This window comes from Salinispora pacifica DSM 45544, from assembly GCF_000378845.1.
Lineage (GTDB): Bacteria > Actinomycetota > Actinomycetes > Mycobacteriales > Micromonosporaceae > Micromonospora > Micromonospora pacifica.
Genome location: NZ_KB905359.1, coordinates 127422 through 148191, shown reverse-complemented (window position 1 = coordinate 148191; position 20770 = coordinate 127422). Strand labels below are relative to the sequence as shown.

Annotated in this window: 14 protein-coding genes; 5 read left to right on the top strand and 9 right to left on the bottom strand. The window is 68.9% G+C overall.

Annotation, left to right across the window (positions count from 1 at the left end):
- Window positions 1-19 precede the first annotated feature (19 nt).
- From SALPAC3_RS0100535 to SALPAC3_RS0100525, 3 genes are all read right to left on the bottom strand, one after another.
- Window positions 20-1099 carry a hypothetical protein gene (locus SALPAC3_RS0100535; RefSeq protein ID WP_018219308.1) on the bottom strand — a complete coding sequence of 360 codons (1080 nt, stop codon included), beginning with the start codon at window positions 1097-1099 and terminating at the stop codon, window positions 20-22.
- A complete protein-coding gene (locus SALPAC3_RS0100530; protein WP_018219307.1) occupies window positions 1096-3018 on the bottom strand; it encodes a CRTAC1 family protein in 1923 nt (640 codons plus the stop codon). The genes SALPAC3_RS0100535 and SALPAC3_RS0100530 overlap by 4 nt, the downstream gene beginning before the upstream one ends.
- A gap of 396 nt (window positions 3019-3414) precedes the next feature.
- Window positions 3415-4032, bottom strand: coding sequence for a MerR family transcriptional regulator (locus tag SALPAC3_RS0100525; RefSeq protein WP_018219306.1), 618 nt, complete (start codon window positions 4030-4032; stop codon window positions 3415-3417).
- A gap of 472 nt (window positions 4033-4504) precedes the next feature.
- Between SALPAC3_RS0100525 and SALPAC3_RS0100520 the strand changes: the two genes are divergently transcribed.
- On the top strand, window positions 4505-5227 hold the full coding sequence (locus tag SALPAC3_RS0100520; protein ID WP_080635096.1) for a helix-turn-helix domain-containing protein: 723 nt from the start codon (window positions 4505-4507) through the stop codon (window positions 5225-5227).
- A 198-nt stretch (window positions 5228-5425) separates the two neighbouring features.
- On the opposite strand, the gene SALPAC3_RS0100515 is transcribed toward SALPAC3_RS0100520, so the two are convergent.
- From SALPAC3_RS0100515 to SALPAC3_RS0100490, 6 genes are all read right to left on the bottom strand, one after another.
- Entirely contained in the window at window positions 5426-6787 is a 1362-nt protein-coding gene (locus SALPAC3_RS0100515; RefSeq protein ID WP_018219304.1) for a cytochrome P450, read from the bottom strand.
- Window positions 6784-7341, bottom strand: coding sequence for a flavin reductase family protein (locus tag SALPAC3_RS0100510; protein WP_018219303.1), 558 nt, complete (start codon window positions 7339-7341; stop codon window positions 6784-6786). The genes SALPAC3_RS0100515 and SALPAC3_RS0100510 overlap by 4 nt, the downstream gene beginning before the upstream one ends.
- Window positions 7338-7775, bottom strand: coding sequence for an acyl-CoA thioesterase (locus SALPAC3_RS0100505; protein ID WP_018219302.1), 438 nt, complete (start codon window positions 7773-7775; stop codon window positions 7338-7340). The genes SALPAC3_RS0100510 and SALPAC3_RS0100505 overlap by 4 nt, the downstream gene beginning before the upstream one ends.
- A 2-nt stretch (window positions 7776-7777) precedes the next feature.
- On the bottom strand, window positions 7778-13588 hold the full coding sequence (locus tag SALPAC3_RS0100500; RefSeq protein WP_026185116.1) for a type I polyketide synthase: 5811 nt from the start codon (window positions 13586-13588) through the stop codon (window positions 7778-7780).
- Between the two features lie 104 nt (window positions 13589-13692).
- The gene (locus SALPAC3_RS0100495; RefSeq protein WP_018219300.1) at window positions 13693-14655 is read right to left on the bottom strand and encodes a DUF1702 family protein; all 963 of its coding nucleotides are present in this window, start codon (window positions 14653-14655) and stop codon (window positions 13693-13695) included.
- A gap of 163 nt (window positions 14656-14818) precedes the next feature.
- Window positions 14819-15808, bottom strand: coding sequence for a DUF1702 family protein (locus SALPAC3_RS0100490; protein WP_018219299.1), 990 nt, complete (start codon window positions 15806-15808; stop codon window positions 14819-14821).
- A gap of 169 nt (window positions 15809-15977) precedes the next feature.
- Here SALPAC3_RS0100490 and SALPAC3_RS0100485 point away from each other — a divergent pair, with 169 nt between their 5' ends.
- The 4 genes from SALPAC3_RS0100485 (at window position 15978) to SALPAC3_RS0100470 (ending at window position 20590) form a co-directional block, all read left to right on the top strand.
- Complete coding sequence (locus SALPAC3_RS0100485; protein WP_018219298.1) at window positions 15978-17009, top strand: NAD-dependent epimerase/dehydratase family protein; 1032 nt, start codon at window positions 15978-15980, stop codon at window positions 17007-17009.
- A 227-nt stretch (window positions 17010-17236) separates the two neighbouring features.
- Window positions 17237-17806 carry a DUF5987 family protein gene (locus tag SALPAC3_RS0100480; RefSeq protein WP_026185115.1) on the top strand — a complete coding sequence of 190 codons (570 nt, stop codon included), beginning with the start codon at window positions 17237-17239 and terminating at the stop codon, window positions 17804-17806.
- Window positions 17803-19437 (top strand): GMC family oxidoreductase N-terminal domain-containing protein, encoded by a 1635-nt coding sequence (locus tag SALPAC3_RS0100475; RefSeq protein WP_018219296.1) that lies wholly within the window; start codon window positions 17803-17805, stop codon window positions 19435-19437. Before SALPAC3_RS0100480 ends, SALPAC3_RS0100475 begins: the two co-directional genes overlap by 4 nt.
- Before the next feature lie 103 nt (window positions 19438-19540).
- Window positions 19541-20590 carry a carboxymuconolactone decarboxylase family protein gene (locus SALPAC3_RS0100470; RefSeq protein ID WP_018219295.1) on the top strand — a complete coding sequence of 350 codons (1050 nt, stop codon included), beginning with the start codon at window positions 19541-19543 and terminating at the stop codon, window positions 20588-20590.
- The last annotated feature ends 180 nt before the right edge of the window (window positions 20591-20770 follow it).

Here is a 20770-nt window from a genome sequence, read left to right as displayed (position 1 = left end):
GGGACGGAGCACCGGTGGATCACGTCGGGCGCGCACCCGCCCCCACCAGCGGAGCGGCCACCGCGGCCGGCTCCTCGGCCGTGGCCCGTTCCCGCAGCCGGTCCCGCAGCCAGATACCCCACCAGATCAATCCGCGACCCAGGCAGACGAGGGTCACCGCGAAGAACAGCGTGTAGACCACATTGAAGATCATCAGCACGCCGTAGACCCCGGCCACGGCGGCGCCAAAGATGAACTGGGCTCGACCCTTCATCGGGGTGGTGCCCGGGTCGGTAATCATATAGTTGGTGAACAGGACGAATGCGACACCGGTGATGGGCACGAGCGCCGCCCAGAGCTGCACATCCCAGATGAGGTGCCGCAGCACGGCCTGGATCACGAAGCCGCCGACCCAACCCACGATGAGTGGGATCTTCTTGGTGAGCACGCCGTTCAGGACGGTCCCGGCGGTGATAATGATCAGTGGCACGAAGACCTGCATCACGTCCGGCACGTTCTCGGTGAAGTGGTACGGCGGAGCGATGTTGACCCAGGAGAAGACGAGCAGGGTCACCGTGATGCCCAGATTGGACGGGTTCATGAAGTGCCGCATTCGGCCGCGAATGGGTGCCTGGAAGATTGCCTTCTGCCCGATCGCGACCACGACCGCGAACGCAATCGGCCAGAACTGGTCGTTGGCGTAGAGCAGCATGTTCGCCGCGAGCGCCGTGATGTGCGCCGGTAGTAGGAAGGTATAGACGCCCCAGGCGCCGTTGCCCAGGAAGGCCGGCCGTCGACGGTGCGCCCAGGCGGTCACGAGTTCGACGATGACTTCAATGGCGTAGCCGACGGCCACGGCAAAGAGCGGCCAGGTCCACGGCTGCTCGAAGCCAAGCACCGTATAGCCGAGGATGTTGAAGACGCTCATGGAGATCGCGAAGTTTCGCAGCGCCAGGTACCGGGGATCGCGGCTGTCCAGCCGTGGCGGGCTGTCCCGGTTGGTCGAGGCGTGGCGATCGAAGCTGGCGGCGGTGGCGATGCGGGGCGGAGCGGAATCGGTGCGCGGCACGGTGCCGGATGCCCCCACATCAGCCCGGGTATTGTCTCGGACGTCGGTCATTGTGCCTTCATCTCCTGGACTTCTTCAGTGAGCAGCAGGTCGTGCCAGCCGGCCGTGAGGTCGAGGGTCTGCGTGTGTGCGTTGCCGGTGCGGTCGCGCCAATGGATCTCGGCGGAGACGGGTTGGCTGCCGGCTGCACCGAGTCCGAAAAAGACGTCAAAGCTACGCTTGCCCGAGTGGCCGCTGCCGCCGTCGAGCTGCGCCACCCGGGTACGACCGTCCGCGGTGCGGACGACGACCTTGGCGCCGTAGGCGGGAGTGCCGGGCACCCCGGTCGGCGCTCCAGCGGCTGCCGGTCGGTAGAGCCGGAGGCCGAGGAAGTTGTTCTGGCCGGCGCGGTCGTTGCGGTAGTAGGACGGAGCACCCCACTGTCGCGCCACGGCAAAGTCCTGACCACCGTCACCGTTGGTGTCGGCCACCGCCACGCCACGGCTGGGCGTCGTATCGGTCATGCCGAGCTCGGCGGCGATGTCGGCGAAGCGGCCGTTGCCCTCCCGCACCCAGAAGGCGAAGGGCTGGGCACCGGCGATGTCGTCACCCGGCTCAGCGTTGGGCCACATAGCCGGGTTCCGAAGCATGAGGTCATTGCTCATCGCCAGTTCCTGGAGCAGGTTCCAGCGATTGGTCTCGCCCTTGACGAAGCCGGCGGTCTGCACCACGGACATCTCGCCGCTGTTGTTGAAGTCCGCCATCTTGGCGTCCCATCCCCACCCGACCCAGGCCAGGTTGAGCGAGGCCGCCTTGTTGTCGAAGACCGCGATCCCCTGGCTCAGCCGACGCCGGGCGTCGGCAGCGTCCACAGCGTTGTTCTTCCAGACAAAGTTGCTCTCCTCCAGGCCCCAGGAGGTGGTGATGTTGCTGACAAACATGTCGAAGGCGCCGGTGCCACCAAGATCACCGAACTCGATCGCCATGCCCTTGAACGAGTCGTGCCCGATGACCAGGGATTTCGGGGTGAACGCGCCCCGCTGCCCCTCGGTCAACTCAAAACGGATCTTGCCTGGGGTGGAGACGTTGTGGAAAAGGCGATCCTTGCCGAAATCATTGGCCAGGTAGAGTTCCGGCAGTAGGTCACCGTCGATGTCGGCCGATCCCGCGCCGAGGGTCCAACCCGTGGCGTACTGCGGCTTGATGGCCGGCTCCTCGACGTAACGTACTGTTGGCTGGTCACCGATGGTGGCCGAGGTCCAGCGCAGCAGGTGCGCGCCACCGGCGTTCTCGGCGCGCGACAGCGAGTGGTTCATCTCCACGTTCGGCTGTCCGACCGGGTCGAGCACCTGACTGTCCGGGAAGTAGTTGAACACGCCGATGTCCGGGTGTCCGTCACCGTCGAAGTCAGCGACCGCGACAGCGTTGGTGTTCCACAGTTTGCCCTGGTAGACGCCGTCGTTGGAGTTCTGTTCAGCGATCAACTCGGTCGGGTGGAAGGTCGCCGTACCGAGTGTCGGACCCGCACCGGTGCGATGCATGAACAGCACCGGCGTCCGGCCCCAGTAGTAGACCAGTAGGTCGAGCAGACCGTCACCGTTGAAGTCGCCGGGGACACAGCCCATCGGCGCCATCGCCGAGTGGGTGGGCAGTGGCTTCGGGTCGAGCACGAACGGTGCGTACCGCGCCGGCCCGTCAGGTGCCGGGGTGACGACCACGGTGTCACTACGCGTATCCACGAGACACAGGTCGTTGGCGATCCGGTCACCATCGAGATCGTTGACCGCGATCGCCGCACCGACCGAGGACACCCAGGCCCGAATATGCTCGTATGCGGGATTGACTGGCCGGACCGTACGCTGAGGCAGCCCTGGCGGCAACGCAATGGGCAATTCTGTGAAGCCATACCGGGAGGCGAGCGCCTGCCGTTCGGAGGCCGACGCACTGGGCAGGCGGGCCACGGCGAAGAGCGCAGCCGCCAGGACGAGCACGAGAAGTGCAGGAAGCGTTCGGCGGATCACACCGACAGGTTGGGGTGACAATGGTTCCCTCCAGGTAGGGGCCACTACCGATTCCGGGTACGGCAATTCAGCCGACAGGTCGGGCGGACCGGTGGTCACCAGCAGCCAAGAGACGGATGGTGCGAACTATCGTCGCGATACGAGTTACCTGCAATGGGTGCTGCAGTTCTCGGTCGATCCGCGAATAACCGGCAATCCCTTCACGTTGTCGGCCATCGAGATACGGAACTGGCTGCCAGCACACTTATCGTGCCGGTAGCACCGGCGGAGTTCTTCTCAAAAGTTGCTCAATGCCTTAACCGCGCCTCACCTGCACTGATCGGCGTCATCATCGGGGACGCACTCAGCGCTCTGGCAGTTCCGGCGTCATCGGCACGCCAGCTGATGTTCACGCGCCATCCGGCGTAGCGCGGCCAGGGCTACCCCGAACAGCACCCCACGGACTATTGCCGGGCCCTTCCGGTTGTCCGCGTCGGCCTTGCCGGCCAGATCCAGCTCGGCCCGTGCCACCTCCTCGGCCGCCCGGGCGAAGGGGGCGAAGAAGGAGGCGTCCGCCTCGCAGCCGAGGAGGCGCAGGCTCGCCAGCACCTCGGCCAGCACCTCCTGCCCGTTCGCGCTGGCATGCCGACCCCAGCCCATGGACTCCACCAGCGCCTCGACATCCTCCCGGGCGCTGGCCACAGCTACCGACCCGACCGACGCGGCACAGTCCAGGTCGATCGCCCGGTCCAGGACCTGGTACGCCTCGGCCAGGGACACCTGATCATCATCAATAGCAGCGAGGATGCCACGCACCGAGGCCAGGTCGAGACCGCCGACCCCGGTCAGCGTGCGGATGAAGCGAAGACGTCGCAGGTGCTGCTCACCGTAGTCGGCCTGGTTGCGACCAGTGGGAATCCCGGACGGCAGAAGCCCTTCGCGCAGGTAGAACTTGATCGTCGGTACCGAAACGCCACTTCGTCGACCTAGCTCCGAGATTCGCAAGCATCCTCCCCTGGCGAAACGTTGCGGGCAATCTTGCCACAGGTATCGGCAGAGGACCATTGAATGATTTCCGCCGACCATCCCGCCCCGGACGGATCTGCACCAACCTGTACTAATTAGGCGATTTCGCCCCCGGGCGCCCAACTGCCGCAGCACGCTTGGATAGTGGCGAGTTCCGATAGACAAAACTGTCGGGACACTCCCGCCAAGAGTGTTTATCACCACACCCAGACCAAGGGCAAGAATTGAGAAGGACAGTGCCATAACACTGAGCTACCCTTCAGGCACTCTCCGCCTTGACCGCCTTCTGAAGCTAGGCTAATATCAGCTCCCGAGCGGCAGATAATTGCCGATAATGCATTTGCAACAACGGCACCACAACCTCAGCAATGCCGCCACCATGTCCGCACGTTCTGGGGGAGAGAAAATGCAGGACGCAGCTGAAAGAGCCGTCGATCGCGTCATCGATACAATGCGAAACAACCTATCCGATCAATTAACAGTAGACGATATGGCGCGAGCGGCTATGTTCAGCAAGTTTCACTTCACCCGTATCTTTCAAAGGGTTACCGGGGTATCACCTGGCCGGTTCCTGTCGGCGATCCGGCTGCAGGAGGCGAAACGACTGCTCGTGACAACCAGGCTGAACGTGACCGATATCAGTATCCGCGTGGGCTACAACAGCGTCGGCACCTTCAGCACCCGGTTCACCAAGAGCGTGGGACTGTCGCCGACCACCTACCGCCGGATGGGTGGCTACACCAGACGTATCCCGACCCTGCAAACATCGACGGGGTACGGCACCGTCCGCGGCCGAATCACCGCGGGCAGCCAAGGCACGTCCCCCGGCCTGATCTTCATGGGGCTGTTCCAGCACCGAATCCCGGAAGGCGCGCCGACCCGCTGCGCGATCCGCGACGAGCCCGGCCCCTTCCGCTTCACCGACGTCCCGGACGGCTCCTGGTACCTGCTGTGTCACGCCGTGTCCGGTGAAGTGCTCCGGCTCCAACAGAAGAACGTGATGGTGGCGACCGCCGGACCGCTGATCGTACGCGACCGCCAAGTTATCAATCTCGATATACAACTCAAACCGGTTTCGAAGCTGGACCCGCCGGTCCTACTCGCCCTCCTCGACGCCCGAAAGGCCGCCTACGAGCGGCAGTTCACCGCCGCCACCGAGGCGATCGCCGCCTGACCCGTCCCTGCCGGTTCGCCGGCGCGTCAATACGGGGCTGACGCGCCGGCGCACCGGTGTGCGGCGTACCAGGGCCGAGACCACGACAACGCACCTGCTCGCCCGCGCCGGGATCGGGCATGAGCTGGCGGGCACCAACGCCGACAACCCGACCGGCTCACGTTGGGGCAACGCACAGCCACCGGTGCGGGTCGGGCCTCAGTCGACCCGCCGCACCGTCATCGGCAAACCGCCGCGTACCCGCAGGGACAGCATCGGCTCAGGTACGACCGCTCGACCCGGCAGGCCCTCCAGTCGCAGGTCACGCAGGAGCACGGCCAGGACCAGGGTGGCCTCCAGCATTCCGAGGTTGTTGCCGACGCAGAACCGCGGACCGGCCCCGAAAGGTATGTAGGCGTATCTCGGCCGGTCGGTGGTACGGGAAGGATCGAACCGCTCCGGGTCGAACCGCTCCGGCTCCGCCCAGAACCGGGGGTGTCGGTGCAGGGTGTACGGACAGATCAGGATATCGGCGCCGGCGGGTACCCGGTAGCCGCCGATCTCATCCTCCGCCCGCGCCCTCCGGGTGAGAATCCACACCGGCGGATACAGCCGGATAGCCTCCTCCACCACCATCGCCGTGTACCGGAGCTGATGCAGGTCCTCGTAGGCCGGGACCCGGTCTCCGAGCACCGTCCTGGCCTCGTGCCGGACCCGCTCACGCAGCTCGGGGTGCTGGTCCAGCAGATGCAAACTCCAGCCGAGAGTGCTCGCCGTCGTCTCGTGCCCGGCCAACAGCAGGGTGACCAACTCGTCCCGCAACCGCTCGCGCCCCAACTGCGGGTCGGCCTCCGCACGGGTGGAGAGGATCAGCCGGGACAGAACGTCGTCCCGACCCTCAACAGCCTGACCACGCTCCGCGGCCAGTACGTCAACGACCTCCTGCAGATGCTGACGGGCGCGCCGGAACCGCCGTTGCCGACGCAGGGGAATCCAGGTCGGTACCGTGTTCAGGGTTTCCAACTCGAACATCGCCTGGTCCTGCACCGCCGCGAACGACTCACCAACGCCGTGGAAGCCGGTCAGCTCCGCGTCGAGCAGGGTCCGGCCCAGCACCCCCAGGGTCAGCCGGGTCATCTCGTCCAGGACGTCCACCGGCGGTCCGTCCACCCGCGTCGCGAGGCGTGCGACGAGCCGGGTGGCTTCCTGCCCGACCGCCCCGGCGTACTGGGCCAGGCGCCGATTCTGAAACGCCGGTTGGATAACCCGCCGCTGTTTGCGCCACAGCTCGCCCTCGCTGGTCAGCAGGCCGTCACCGAGGGCACGCCGGGCATGTACCAACCCGATGCCCTTCTGATAGTTGGCGTGGTTATCCGCCAGGACGTGCTTGGCGTGGTCGGGATGGTTGAAGAAGTACAGCTTCTTCGGGCCAACCGGCAGCCGGGCGACGTCGCCGTACTCAGCCGCCGCCGACGTCATCATTCCGAGCCGGTCGCGCCCCAGGGCCAGCAGCAGGCGCAGGCCCGCCGTGACCGGAGGACCGGGTGGGATCCGCCCACCCCGGTCCGCAATCACCGTCATGCCGCGTCTCCGATCTGCCGCTGGAGCTGACCGAACCTGCCGGACATGAACAGCAGCGCCTCGTCATCTGGCCGGCGCTGCGCAGACAGCAGTCGACCGACGAAGATGGTGTGGTCGCCACCGTCGTACGAGCCCCACACCGCGCACTCGAAGTGGGCCAGCGCCCCGGTGATCAGCGGCACCCCGGTCGACGAACCGGGCAACCAATCCACCCGGTCGAACTGTTCGGCGCCCAACGGGCGGCGCGCATCGGCGAAGTACCGCGCCACCGACTCCTGCCCCGACCTGAGCACCGAAACCCCGAACTCACCCATGTCACCCAAAAAGCCGTGCATCATGGCCGTCCGGTTCACGCAGACCAGCAGTAGCGGCGGATCCAGTGACACCGAGGCGAACGAATTGGCGGTCATGCCGTGCGGGGTGTCACCACCGACCGTCACCACGGTGACACCAGTGGCGAAGGCCCCATACGCCCTCCGCAGCGCCTTCGACTCGGTTACGCCGGTAGTGAGTGTCCGCTGTGGCTTCACGTCTGCCTCCTCGTAGGCTGTCACAACCCCGCCGCCGCGTAGGGCTCCAGCGCCCGGATCAGCGCCTCGGGCACCCGCGCCGGCACGGTCTGGGTGTTCGGCCCACGCATACAGGCCACCCGCTGGCGGCCTCGGGCTACCACCGTTTCCCGACCGTCCGGGTCGAGTCGCACATAGTCGAAACTGAACTCCACCTGGGTCTGTGCGAGCTGGGCCAACCGCATTCGAATCGACAACTCGTCAAAGGCGGTGATCTCGGCGAAGAACTCACAGTCGACTCGGAGGGTGAACAGCTTCAGGTCGTCGCGGAGGTCGGCGAGCACCTCCGGGGCTCGCTCCTTGAGGAACATCTCCCGGCATCGCCCCTGCCAGCGCAGGTAGTTGACGTAGTACACGTTGCCGACGAGGTTGGTCTCCTCGAAGCCGACGGTGTGCACGTATTCGAAGTACTTGTCCACGGTCAGTGCTGTCCTTCCGTCAGGATGGCGATGGCAACCGGCGCCGACAGATTCCGTACGGTCGCCACCAGGGTGGCGATCCGCAGGTTGCCGGAGCCGAACAGCTGCCAGCCCGGCCGATCCGAGCGCAACAGGGTCAGCGGCGCCCGGTGGGAAAGACCCGCCTTGCGCAGGCACTCGATCGCCGCCCAGGTACGGGTAGCCGAGGCGTGATACGACTCGTCGATCTCGGTGGCTACCAGGCGGGCCAGCTCCGCGAACGGACCGAGCAAGCCCTGCCATACCGACTCGTCGCGGTCTCGGACCGTCTCCACGTCGCACGCGACGGTCCGGTCCGCTACCGTGCAGAGGGTCAGCCCGGAAACGTGTGAGGCCGAGAGCTGGCGACCACCATGCAGCTCTGGGCGACCGTCGGGACGATAGTGGACCTGCGCGGGGTGGCCCAGCGCATGGCCGGCCGCGACGGCGGTGACCGCACGCCGCTCCCGCAGCCACTGCTCGCTCCGGCCGGAGGTCTCCGGTTGTGCGGTGGCCGAGTGCGGTAGCACTGTCACGGCGACCTGGGCACCGACCAGATCACCGACGCTGCGCTCCAGGTAGGAGCCCAGTAGCGGCGCCACCCATGGGCCGCGGCCGTCCTTCTTGCGGACCGCGCGGAGACGCAGACCGTCCCAACGTTCCAGCACGGTGCCGTCGGCGGACCGCAGGGCGATGTCGTACACGTACGTGTCGCCGTCCCGGCTCCGCTCCACCGCGCAGTAGCGCAGCTCCTCGGCGCCGCCCAGCCGCGGCCCGGCCGGGTAAAGGCGGGCGATACCGGCCGGTAGCAGTGTGCCGTCCGGAACGCAGACCTGGTTGCCGTGCATCAATGCATCCCGGACACCCGGGTCACCGAGCAAGAGGGTGGCCGGCAGATAGTCGGCGAACCAGCGAGTGTCGGCCACCGCTGCCACCACTGCGTCGACGTGCCGGGCCGCAGCCCGGTGGTAGCGGCGCAGGCGCTGGAAGAGGGCTCCCTGGAACAGGGTGTCTCCGTAGAGCTCCGATACGGGGTTCAGCGGCACCGCCGGCAGCCCGTCAGGGACCTCGTCGGGGGGGCCGGCCGGCGCCGGCGCTCCGGTAAAGCGCAGGCGGGCACGGAAGTGGGCGGCGGCGAAGTCGGTTTCGGCACTCTGAATGACCGCGTCAACCACCCCCTCCTCGACCACCAGGGTGGCGATCCGGATGAGGGTGCGGCCCTGCGGCGGAACCACGATCGGGCGGAGGAACTCCGCCTCCTCGATCACCGGGGTCTCCTCGCGCCCGAGTACCGCCGCGGCGACCTGGGCCATGGCCTCCATGCCGAACACCGCCGGGAACAACAGATTCCCATCCAACCGGTGGTCGGCAAGGTACAGGTCGGTCGCCGGATTCAGCTCGGTCTCCACGACCATCTCGACACCGTCGTACCAGACCAACGGCCGGTCGACGAAGCGCAACAGCGGCAGCTCGGGCCGATTCCGGCGGACCGTGTCGACTCCCTCGATCCGACCGCTCACCACCACCTTGGCGGGAACCTGCGGATCCGCGATGAGCCGGCGCAGCAGGTGCACCCCTTGATCCGGAGTAACCGGGGTGATGCCGTCGCGGGTGAGCGTCTCCACCACCGAGAGCCGCTCGCCCATGCCGACGCCGGACCAGACCGACCACTCCAGGCAGAGTGCACGACACTTCGGGTAGCGGCGACCGAAGTCCTCGGTCAGCTCGGCCAGCCAGTCGTTGGCGACCGCGTAGTGGGCCTCACCGCGCAGGCCGGCCCGCCCGATGATGCTGCCGAAGGTGACCAGCAGCTTCAGCTGGTCTCCGGCAACAGCATCGAGGACCGATCGCAGCCCGTCGATCTTCGGAGCGAAAGTACGTCGAATCGTCTCCGTGGTGACGCCGGTCAGCGCGGCCGGTTCGTTCCGACCGGCGCCGTGCAGCACCGCGGTCACGGAGCCAACCGCGTCGACCAGTTCGACGACGGCTCGCCGGACCTGCTCGGCATCGGCGACATCCGCGCGGACGTAGTGCACGCGGACCCCGGCATCGCGCATCCGGTCCAGGTTGGCGGCCAACTCCGAGTCGTCGGCCGGGTCGGAGCGGCCCAGTACCGCCAGCGTGGCTCCACTGTCCCCGGCAAGGGCCAACGCGCACTCGGCGGTGATGCCCTTGCCGCCGCCGGTGGCGAGCAGCACGTCGTCGGGGCCCAGCACGGGGACGTTCCGCTCGGCCTGCACCGGCAGTACGCGCAGCGTCGGCACCCGTCGATGGCCCGCCTCGTCGTAGTGCACCTCGCTGAAGGTGGTGGTCGCCGCGACCTCCTGGACGATCCGGTCCACCGCACCCGGCTCCGGCCTGATGTCCACGATGGTGGTACGGACCTGAGGGGCCTCGAGCCGTAGGGTCCGTGCCATACCGGCGGCACCGGCGCCCTGCTGCACCAGGACGAACCGGCCGGTACCGGCGGTGATCGCGGCACGGGCACCTTCCAGCGCCACCTGCAGGTCCACCTCCGCGCAGCGTTCCGGCAGGCAGACGAGCACTCCCTCCCCGACTCCGCCCGCCTGCAACGCTTGCCGAAGTGACTCGGCGAGTGGGTGGCCGTCGGTGGCGTAAAGCTGCCACCTTCCGGCAGAGACAGCACCGGAACGCGCCGGCAGCGGCACCTCCTCCAACTCCACGGACCAGGCACGGCACCAGTCGGCGACGCCGTTGACCAGCAATGGACCCGCCTGCTCGGCATGGGCGGCGACACCGGAGCCGGTGAGCTGGTCGAGCGCTTCGGCGAGCTGGCCGACGGTTGCCGTGGCGAAGTTGGTCGGTGTCTGCGCTGCCGGGATGTGCAGGTGCTGCGCGGCCTGGTTGACGAGTTGCCCGACGGTGATCGAGCTCAGATGCAGGTCGTCGAGGAGCTGACTGCCGTCGTGCACCATCTCCATCGGCAACTCGGCTCGCTCGGCAGCCAGCCGACGCAGCAACTCCAGGCTGGTCTCCTCGGCACGATCACTCACCGTCGGCGCCGGCCCGGTGGCCGGCTGGGCGGGGGCTTCGGCGCTTTCGGGCAGGTGCAGCGTGGGTGCCGACTCGCACGGACTGGCGAAGAAGCGGAACTCCTGCCCCAGCTCCAACGGCCGGACCAGCCGGTCGTGGAAGAGGATTCCATCGACCGGCGCAGCACCCAGGACGTAGCCGGCAGCAGCCACCCGGAGCAGCCCGACCAGGGATTCGTCGTCGGTGTCCAGCGCGATCGCGGGGACGTCGGTGGCGGCCGCGGCCAGCCCGGAGAGCACCCTGCCGGGACCGACCTCGATGAAGAGGTCGACCTCCTTGGCGGCCAGGACGACGGCCTGGCTGAACAGCACCGGGTCAGTAACCTGCTGGTGCAGCAGTTCCACCACGTCGGTGTCGGGGGCAAGCGCCTCCCCGGTGACGGTGGAGATCACCGACCCGGCCACCCGGTCGAACCGCTCCCCCGACAGCGCCTCCCGGAGGGCGTCCGCGGCCGGCGCCACCAGGCTGGAGTGGAAGGCATGCGAGACCGACAGCGAGGTGGCCCGCAGCCCGTCGGCAGCCGCCCGCTCGCACGCCTGCCCGACCGCCGTCACCGTGCCGGCCACCACGGTGTGCTCGGGACCGTTGTGGGCGGCGATCACCACCGGCAACCCGGCGACCAGCCCGGCGACGCGTTCCGCGGGTGCGTTGATGTCGGCCATCGTGCCGGACGCGCTGTGCTCCCCCATCGTCCGGCCCCGAAGCCGGGCGATCCGCAGCAGCGCCTCGTCATCAAAGGCGCCGGCCCAGTGCAGCGCGGCGATCTCACCGAGGCTGTGCCCGACGGCGACGCTGGCATCCAGCTTCAACAACGACAGGGCTCGTAGCCCGGCCAGCGCACCGGTGACGATCCGGGGCTGCGCCACCTCGGTGACGACCATGTCACCGCTGCCGGGCAGGTCGGCCCGCTCGTACACCTCGGCGACGTCGGAGAATCGGCGTCGTAGGGCGCCGCCGGAGGTACCCCGTCCGGAGCCCTGCCCGGGGAAGAGGTAGCCGATCCGGGCAGCAGGGCCGCGTACGTGACCGAGCAGACACCGACCGTCGGGAGTGACCAGCCGCACCGTGTTGGCGTCCAAGGCCTCGCAGGCCCGGCGTAGCTGCCGCTCGGCGTCCGCCGGGGAGGTGACCACCACGGCCGCCCGGTAGGGCAGCTCCCGCAGCTCACGGTGGAGAGTCGCGGCGAGGTCGGCAAGCTGGGCGTAGGAGACGGTGGGGGCGAACTCCAGCAACCGGCCGAGCCGCTCGCGCAGCTGGGTCGGCGATGCCCCGTCGACCAGAAGGAGCTCCGCGTCCTGGAGCGAGGTGGCGAGGCGGCGCGACCGGCTGTCCAGCCGGGTCGACCGGCGGGGGCGGTCGGCAGCCAGCACGAGGTGGGTGTTGATGCCGCCGAAACCCATGGCGGTGATGCCGGCCCGCAGCGGCACGTCCCGCGGCCAGGGCTCGGCCTGCCGCAGGGCCCGCAGGGCGTCGCCGTGCTCCGTGAACGACTCGTGGGGCTCGACGCAGCCGACCGTCGGGGGCAGGACCTCGTGGTGCACGGCCATCGCGGCCTTGATCAGACCGGCGACCCCGGCGGCGGCCTTGGTATGCCCGATCATGCCCTTGATCGAGCTGATCGCCGCGGGTGGGGCATCGGGGTCAGCGGCCCGTCGGGCCAGTGACAAGGCGTTGAGCTCGGTGGCGTCGCCGACCGCGGTGCCGGTGCCATGCCCCTCGAACAGTCCGACCGTCTCGATGCCGAAGCCAGCCCGGTCGTAGGCCCGGCGCAACGCCAGCTGGTAGCCGCTGACCTCGGGCCGGGTGATGCCGCCCTTGCCGTCGGAGGAGATTCCCCAGCCCGCGATGGTGGTGTAGCTCCGGTGCCCGGCACGGCTGGCGTCCGCCTCACGCATCAGCACGACCATGCCGCAGCCCTCGCCGGGCCAGAAGCCGTTGGAACCGCGGTCGTACACCCGCATCTCGTGTCGGGCGAGTGCGCCGGTCTTCGCGAATCCGATGATCTCGAATGGGTCGATGGAGAGGTCGACACCCCCGGCGATCGCCACGTCGACCTCGCCGTTGACCAGGGCCTTGCAGGCGGTGGCGACGGAGAGCAGGGACGACGAGCAGGCGCCGTCCACGGTGTAGCCTCCGCCGTTGAGGTCGAAGTAGTTGCAGATCCGCCCGGCGATGGTGTTCGACAGTCCGCCGGCGAGCGTGTCCTCGTCCACCGGCGGGAACGGGCCCTTGAAGGTCGCCTCGAAGTCGGCGAGGAACTTGCTGAGCTGGTCGTCGTCCCAGTCCTGTTCCTTGAGCGCGGCGGCGACCATTCGCCGGACATAGGGCCAGCGCAGCCGGAGCTGGTTCGCGCGGGAGAACTCTCCCGTGAGGGTGTTTCCCACGACCACGCCGGTGCGTTCCCGGGGTAGCCCTTCGCCCATCGGGAACCCGGCGTCGGCCATGGCTGACGCCGCCATGTCCAGCGCCAGCCAGTGGGTCAGGTCGGTGGAGCGGTAGGTGCTGCCGGCGACCTTGTAGCCAATCCGGTCGAACTCGTACCCCTCGATCACCGCGGCGTTGGGCGAATAGAACTTGTCCGGTGTCGTTGCGTCGGGATCCCAGTAGTCATCGAGACTCATCCGTTCCGGGGGCAGCCGGCGGAACGCGCGTCGCCCGGCGAGGGCGTTCTCCCAAAGTTCTCGCGGGCTGGTGGCGTCCGGGTACCGGCACGCCATCCCGACTACAGCGATCCTGGCCATAAGAGCTCTCCTCTGATGTTTGCGGTAGTGGTACGGCCGATCGGCACGGTGGCCGGAATTCGGATCTGAGTCCGAAACGGACTCACCGCCTCCTCGGGCCGCCTTCAGCTCCGTGCCTGGAACTCTGCGGCGACCGCCCGTCGCCACCGCTCGTAGGCGGGGACAGCATCGGGCGTATCGCGCGGGACGGTAGCGTCGGTCACCTTGGCCGCCTCGGCCGGCGTCATGCCGCAGAACACCGACGTGGCCAGCTCGTTGTGCGGAACGACCAGGCCGGCCCGGACCCGGGCACCGGCGGCGAAGGCACTGCCCTGGGCCACGGCGGCGCGGTACTCGCCAGCGCGCTCCCGGAAGCGGATCAACTCCGCCTCGGCGGCGCCGCCGGCGTAGGTTGCCGCCAGGCCCGCCCCGGCGTACAGGTCGGCACGGCGGTGCTCGGGAAAGCCGGCGATCAGATCCGCGACGTGGTCCGCGTCGGTGCCGCCGACGAACCAGATGGCCCGACCGACACCCTGATCGATCACCCGGACCCCATACCCGGCGGGTCCCTCCGCCGGCCAGGGGAAGGTACGAGGCCGGTACTGGCGGTGCACGTACCGCTCGGTGTGGAAGTACGCCTGGTGGAAGCCGTAGCCGTCGAGGACCAGCCAGCGCAGCAGCGGGTCCGGCGCGTAGAGCTGGCTCCAGCGAACCCGCGGTAGCCGCGCCATGGCCCACCCCACTCCGACGTACGCCATGTAGACGTGCCGGTCACCCTGGCCATCGAGCAGGTCCGGCACATGTCGGGGGCGCCCCAGGCGCAACCCGTCCCGGACCGCGAAGCCCATCGCCGCACCCTCATACGCGAAGCCCCGAAAACGGATAGGAATGGTTTCCAGACGGGCTTCGACGGTGGCAACGTCCGGTCCTTCGGCGGCAAACCCATAGCCGGACAGAAACGATGAGCCGACGGTCTCCAGCAGCGTCCGCGATTCTTCGTTTTTGACCCGGAAACCGCGAACGTCCAGCTTGGTCTGGGAAATGTTCGGCGTCAGAATCCTGCGACGCAGACCACGGAGGTTCCGCATTGGCACTTGCCCCCAAGAAGAGTGGATGTGACAGCCGACCCGCTTATGGCCGTCCATTTCGATGATGGCAAAGGCAATCGTCGTGATGTTCTTCAACCGTGCGGACCCGGGCGCGGCTCGGGCACATCCACCGCAACCGGTGACGGGGCGACCTGGCTCCGGGTCAGGGCCGCGCCGCATCGGCCGGCACCAGGCGCGCGCGCAGCGTGCGGCGCCACACCTCGTACGCCGGCAGACCGGGCTCGGCCGCAGCGGAGACGACGTCGCTGGCGAGCCGCGCCGCATCCGCCACCGACCGGTCGCCCAACGCCCACATGGCGACCTCACTGTGCTCGGGCACGTACCCGGCATGGCTGCGGGCCTTGGCCGCGAACGCCGCCCCCTGGGCGAGGTCGCCGGCGTACGGACCGGCGGCCCGGCGGATCGCGGCCAGGTCGGCCGACGTGCCGCCACCGGCGAAGGTCGCCGCGAGGCCGACCCCGCTCCACAGGTCACCGTGCCGCTGCTCGGCGAAGGCGTGCAGCGCGGCGGTGACGTCGGCGGTCCGTCCCCCGTGGATGAACCACAGCGCCCGACCGATCCCCTGGTCCACTGCCCGGGCGAAGTAGTCCGCGTGGCCCTGCCACGGATACGCCCGCAGGCGGTCCTGCCGGGTGACGTAGCGCTCAACGTCGAAATATGCGCGATCAAAGCCGTAGCCATCGACGGCCAGCCACGTCATCGTCGGGTGATACGGGGAGCCGGTGAGGTCGGGCACCACGTGCCGCCACAGCCGGCGGGGCAGTCGAGCCATCGCGAACCCGATGCCGATATAGGCGAGGAAGAGGTGTCGGTCACCGGCTCCGCGCAACAGGTTCCGGGTACGGGTGCCCCGGCCCGGCGGCAGCACGTCGAGGAGCGTGTAGGCCATCGTGGCGCCCTCGTAGGCGAAGCCAGCCAACTCTCCGTCAACGAGGTCGAGCCGACGCTCCAGCTCCCACAGGTCGCGGGTGTCGATACCCCACTCGAAACCGCAGATCACCGACTGCGGGACCGCCTCCAGTCGGCGGGTCACCGGCGACGGCTCCCCCGGAAAGCCACGGCGGGCGAAGGAGACCTCGGCCAGCGACGGCGACATGAGCAGGCGACGCACCGAACCCAGCACGCTCGGCATGGCAGTCTCCCTCTCGGTACGACGACTTCCGCCGGAGCCGGCGGCGTCTCCATCGTCCGGGTCGGCGCGGTCCGCGACCTCTTCTGCGTTGCGCACCCTCGGAGAAGGCCCGTCGGCGCGCCGGGCAAATGATGGATCGGGAGCGATGCCACCGAGGATGGGAGCGGCGATGCGGGTACTCGTGACCGGCGGGACCGGCTATGTCGGTGCCCATTCGACCGCAGCACTGCTGACCGGCGGGTACGCGGTGCGGATGCTCGTACGCGAACCGGACCGCGTTGACGCGACGCTGGCCGCGCTCGGCATCGACTCTCGACAGGTCGAGCTCGTTGCCGGGGATGTCACCGACGCCGTCACGGTGGCGCGGGCCGTTGACGGGTGCGCGGCGGTGCTGCACGCCGCCGGGGTCTACAGCTTCCACCCGCGTGATCGGCGGCGAATGGCGGCGGTCAACGTCGACGGCACCGAGCTGGTGCTCCGACTCGCCCGGTCGGCGGGGCTGGACCCGATCGTGCACGTCTCCACCTTCGGTGCGCTGCTGCCGGCCTGGTCAGCACCCCTGAGTCCGGAGTCGCCGGTCGGTAGCGCGCGGGAGCCGTACCTGGCGAGCAAGGCCGCCGCTGACCGCATCGCGCGTCGCCATCAGCGCGACGGGGCACCGGTCGTGATCACCTACCCGCTGGCCTGCCTCGGACCGTACGACCCGCACCTGGGCGATCAGCTACGCCGGGTGCGGGACACGCTCCGGGGCCGGCTACCGCTCTGGCCCACCGGCGGCTTCCCCGTCGGCGATGTCCGGGACGTTGCCCGGCTGCATGTCGCCGTGCTGCAGCCAGGACATGGGCCGCGCCGCCTGCTGGCACCCGGCCGGTACGTGCGCACCGACGAGTTCGTGGCATCGTTACGGCGGGTCACCGGGCGCACGCTGCCCGCCCTGCGGCTGCCGGCCGCCGGGTTGGAGCCGGCCGGACGTCTGGTCACCGCGGTACAGCGGTGGGTGCCGGCGCACCTACCCGTCCAGTACGGAGCCATCCACCTCTGCCGGCTCGCCCGCCCGGTGGACAACACCGCGACCAGGGAGCTCCTCGGCGACCGGGGCCGGGACCTCGACGAGACGATGGCCGACTCCGTTCGCTGGCTGGCCATCACCGGCCGGTTGAGTGCTCGGCAGGCCGGGCGGGTCGCGGTCGACAACGGCTGAAAGTCAACCGCCCATTCGACCCGCCCAAACCTGCCTCCGCAACGAAAAAGGTGCACCCACTCGGCGACACCATCGATGATGCAGTAATTGAGCGTCGCATCCGCTCACCAATCTGCACCTTCATCATTTTTCGCCACACCTTAATCGACACAGGGCTAAGCGAGAAGCCACCAGAAATGACCGCGATGCCTCGACGGACGTACACCGCAGAGACAAAAGGGGAGGCCATGCATACGGAAGGGCCCGACGCCGAACAGACCCGAGTCATGACACTCGAAGCGTTTGCCGACACTATTGTTCCGGGACAGAAGCGTTCACCCGATGACCGGGCGATCGCTGGCGTCTCGGCTGACGGCGGCGCCGTCGCCAGTGGGGCACTGGCGCTGCTGGAGGATCCGGCCAGTGGGTTCGCCCTGACCCTGGCGCCACTGAGCACGGCACTGAACTCGCACGCTACCGGCTACGCCGAGGCGCGCGGGCTGCTACTCGACCCCGGTGTGCCGCCGTTCGTGGCACTCTCCTACGACCATCGCACCGCCCTTCTGAGCGAACTGCTGTCCCCGGAGCACGCCGAGCGGGAAATGTGGGTGGGGCTGGCGCTCTTCAGCAACATGGCCTTCGACAGCGCGGCGCACATCGGCACCCACGAGGCCCTTGCCGCCGGCCACCCAGGCCTGCTGACAATCGGCATTTCCCGGCCCGACGAGGACGGCCGCTGGCGGTTTCCCGAATACTCCTACGGCCAACCGTTGGCACCCCTACACCCCGACACCGTCGCCTCCGGGAGCCCCGCATGAACAGTACCGCCAGCACCGACGTACTGATCATCGGTAGCGGCTTCGGCGGCGCCATTCCCGCCTACCACCTGGCGGCGGGTGGGGCCAAGGTGGTGGTTCTTGAACGCGGACCGTGGCTGTCCGCCGAGGAGTTCGATCACGACTTCAAGCTCGGCTCCTCGTACACCCGCATCTTTGACTTCACCGTCGGCGACGGCATGAGCCTGCTCGGCGGCAACTGCGTCGGCGGTGGCAGCGTGGTCTATTTCGCCACGATGCCACGCGCGCCGCGGTTCGTCTTCGAGCGCCGTGGCAGTATCGGCCAGCGGATGTGGCCCGCGACCATCACCCGGGACAGCCTCGACCCCTGGTACGACCGGGCGACCGAGGCGCTGCCGGTCACGATGCAGAGCTGGGAGAAAGTTCCCTACGCCGGTGGCCTCTTCGCCGCGGCCTGCGCGCACGCCGGCCGGACCGCCAACCCGGTACCGTCGGCAGTCGACGTAGACATGTGCACGAATTGCAACTGGATGATGGCTGGCTGTCGCTTCGACGCCAAGCGCTCCCTGCTACTGAACTACCTGCCGGCCGCCCTCGCCCACGGTGCCGAGGTCCGCCCGCTGCACGAGGTACAACACCTCTCCCGCACCGACGACGGTGGCTATCGGGTGCACTACCGACACGTTGACGCCGAGGACTACCGGATCCTGCACGGCAGCGGCACGATCGACGCCAAGATCGTAATCGTCGCGGCAGGCGCCGGTGCCACGCCCGTGATCCTCCAGCGGTCCGCGGCGACCCTCGGCGCGATGCCCCCCGCGGTCGGCCGCTACTTCTCCAGCAACGGTGAGCGGCTGAACACCGCCGTATTCAACGAGGATCGCGTCCGCGAGGTGCTCGGCCTGTCCCGCCCCGGCGGCAAGGCGTACGCCGCCAACCAGATCGGGCGTGGACCGACCGTGGCGTCCTGGGATCGACTCGACCCGAACCTGCCCGAATTCGAGCGCTACTCGCTGGAGCAGCTCTACTTCCCGCCCGGCCTCGGCACCATCCTCGCCCAGGTACCCGATGCGACGGGACCCACCTGGTTCGGCGTGGAGAAGAAGGAACTGATGCGGCGCTGGCAGTCCTGGCTGACCATCTTCACCATGTCCGAGGACGACAACGAGGGTGTCTTCGGACCACCACCTGCCACCGGGAACGCCGATCGAATCTCCCAACAGATGCTCGGTCGTGGACCGCTCCGCTACCGCCCCACCCCGAACACGTTGCGCGGCTGGGCGGCCTCCGACGCCGACGTCAAAGACATCCTGGAGCGCGATGGGCTGGCCCGGGTGATGCCGTGGACCAACGATGTCGTCGGCGCGTACACCGTACATCCGCTCTCCTCCTGCCGAATTGGCGACAACCCCGAGACGTCCGCCCTCGATGACCGCCACGAGCTACGCCAGCACCCCGGGATCTTCGTCACCGACGGCTCCGCCGTACCCGGTGCCCTGACGGTGAACCCGGCGCTGACCATCGCCGCGCTCGCCGAGCGGGCCGTCCCGGGCATCATCCACGCCGCGCGCGAGCGCGGTGTGCAGGTCACCTACGGCGGATCCCTGCCGGAGGGCTCCGCCCGGCCCGTGCCGTTGACCACCGCCAGCTGAGGACGTGCCGCGGGCCGGGCCGGCGCAAGGCCGCCGGCCCGCGGCGTCGGGTAGGAGGGAGAAGCCGATGGGCCGATGGCTGGCGCGGGCGACGAGCCGAACGATGCTGACCCACATCCGGCACGTCACCCCGGTCCCGCCGAAGGCCGCGACCGGGTCCGTTGCCGAGGTCTATCGCCAGCTCGCCACCGACTTCGGCGTCTACGCGCCACCGGTGGTGCTGCACTCCCCCGCGCCCGAGGCGCTGCGCGCCTGCTGGGCATTGCTCCGGGAGACTCTGCTGGCCGACGGACTGGTCCCGCGGCAGGCCAAGGAGGTGGTGGCCGAGGCGGTGTCGCGCGGAAACCGCTGCCCCTACTGCGTCGAGGTGCACGGGGCGGCGGTGGCCGGGCTACCCGGCTACCGCCGGGGAGACGCCAAGAGCCAAGAAGCGGCGGCCGACCCTTACCTGGAGGCGCTCGCGGAGTGGGGGCGACGCAGCGGCGGGCCGTCCCACCGCCCGACGCCGGTCTTTCCCGTCGCGCACGCGCCGGAGCTGATCGGCGTGGCGGTGGTGTTCCACTACCTCAACCGAATGGTGAGCGTGTTTCTCCAAGAGTCGCCGTTGCCTGCCACCCCGGGACCGGTCCGCAACGTGGTCGACCGGGTCGCCGGTCGCGTGATGGGAGCGCTGGCCGGTGTCAGCGTCGTACCGGGCCGATCGGTGGACCTGCTACCGCCGGCCCCGATCCCGGCGGAGTTCAGCTGGTCACTCCCGCAACCGCACATCGCTGCCGCGATGGCGCGGTCTACCGACGCGCTGCACACCATCGGGGCGCAGGTGCTGCCGGGCCGAACCAGGGACCTGGTGCTGACGCTGCTCGCCGACCCGCCCGCAGCCACCCTGACCGCCGGCGCACGTTTCGAGGCGGCGCTTACCGCACTGCCCGCCGAGGAACTGCCCCTGGGCCGGCTGACGCTGCTGACCGCGCTTGCGCCCTACCGTGTTACCGCCGGCCACATCGCGGCCTGTCGTTCGGCCGGTGCCGATGATCGCACCCTGGTCGCCGCGGCCGCGTGGGCGAGCCTGACCGCGGCCCGCCTCGTCGGCGCCAACCTGGGCGACGACCTGACCACGCGCGCGGACGGCCCCGGACCAGAGGCGAGGAACTGAACCCGGACCGGTCGGGCCACCCGGTCCGGGCAGCGGGAGAAGACCTCGCCCGTCTGGGAACCACGGCGTCGTGGATCATCACGTCGTCGGATGCGACGGAGTTCCCGCGGTGGCGGGGCCGAAGGGGTCGGCTGGACGGTGGCCACATGTGGCGTTGTGCGGCCGGTGCGGGTCGCCCCG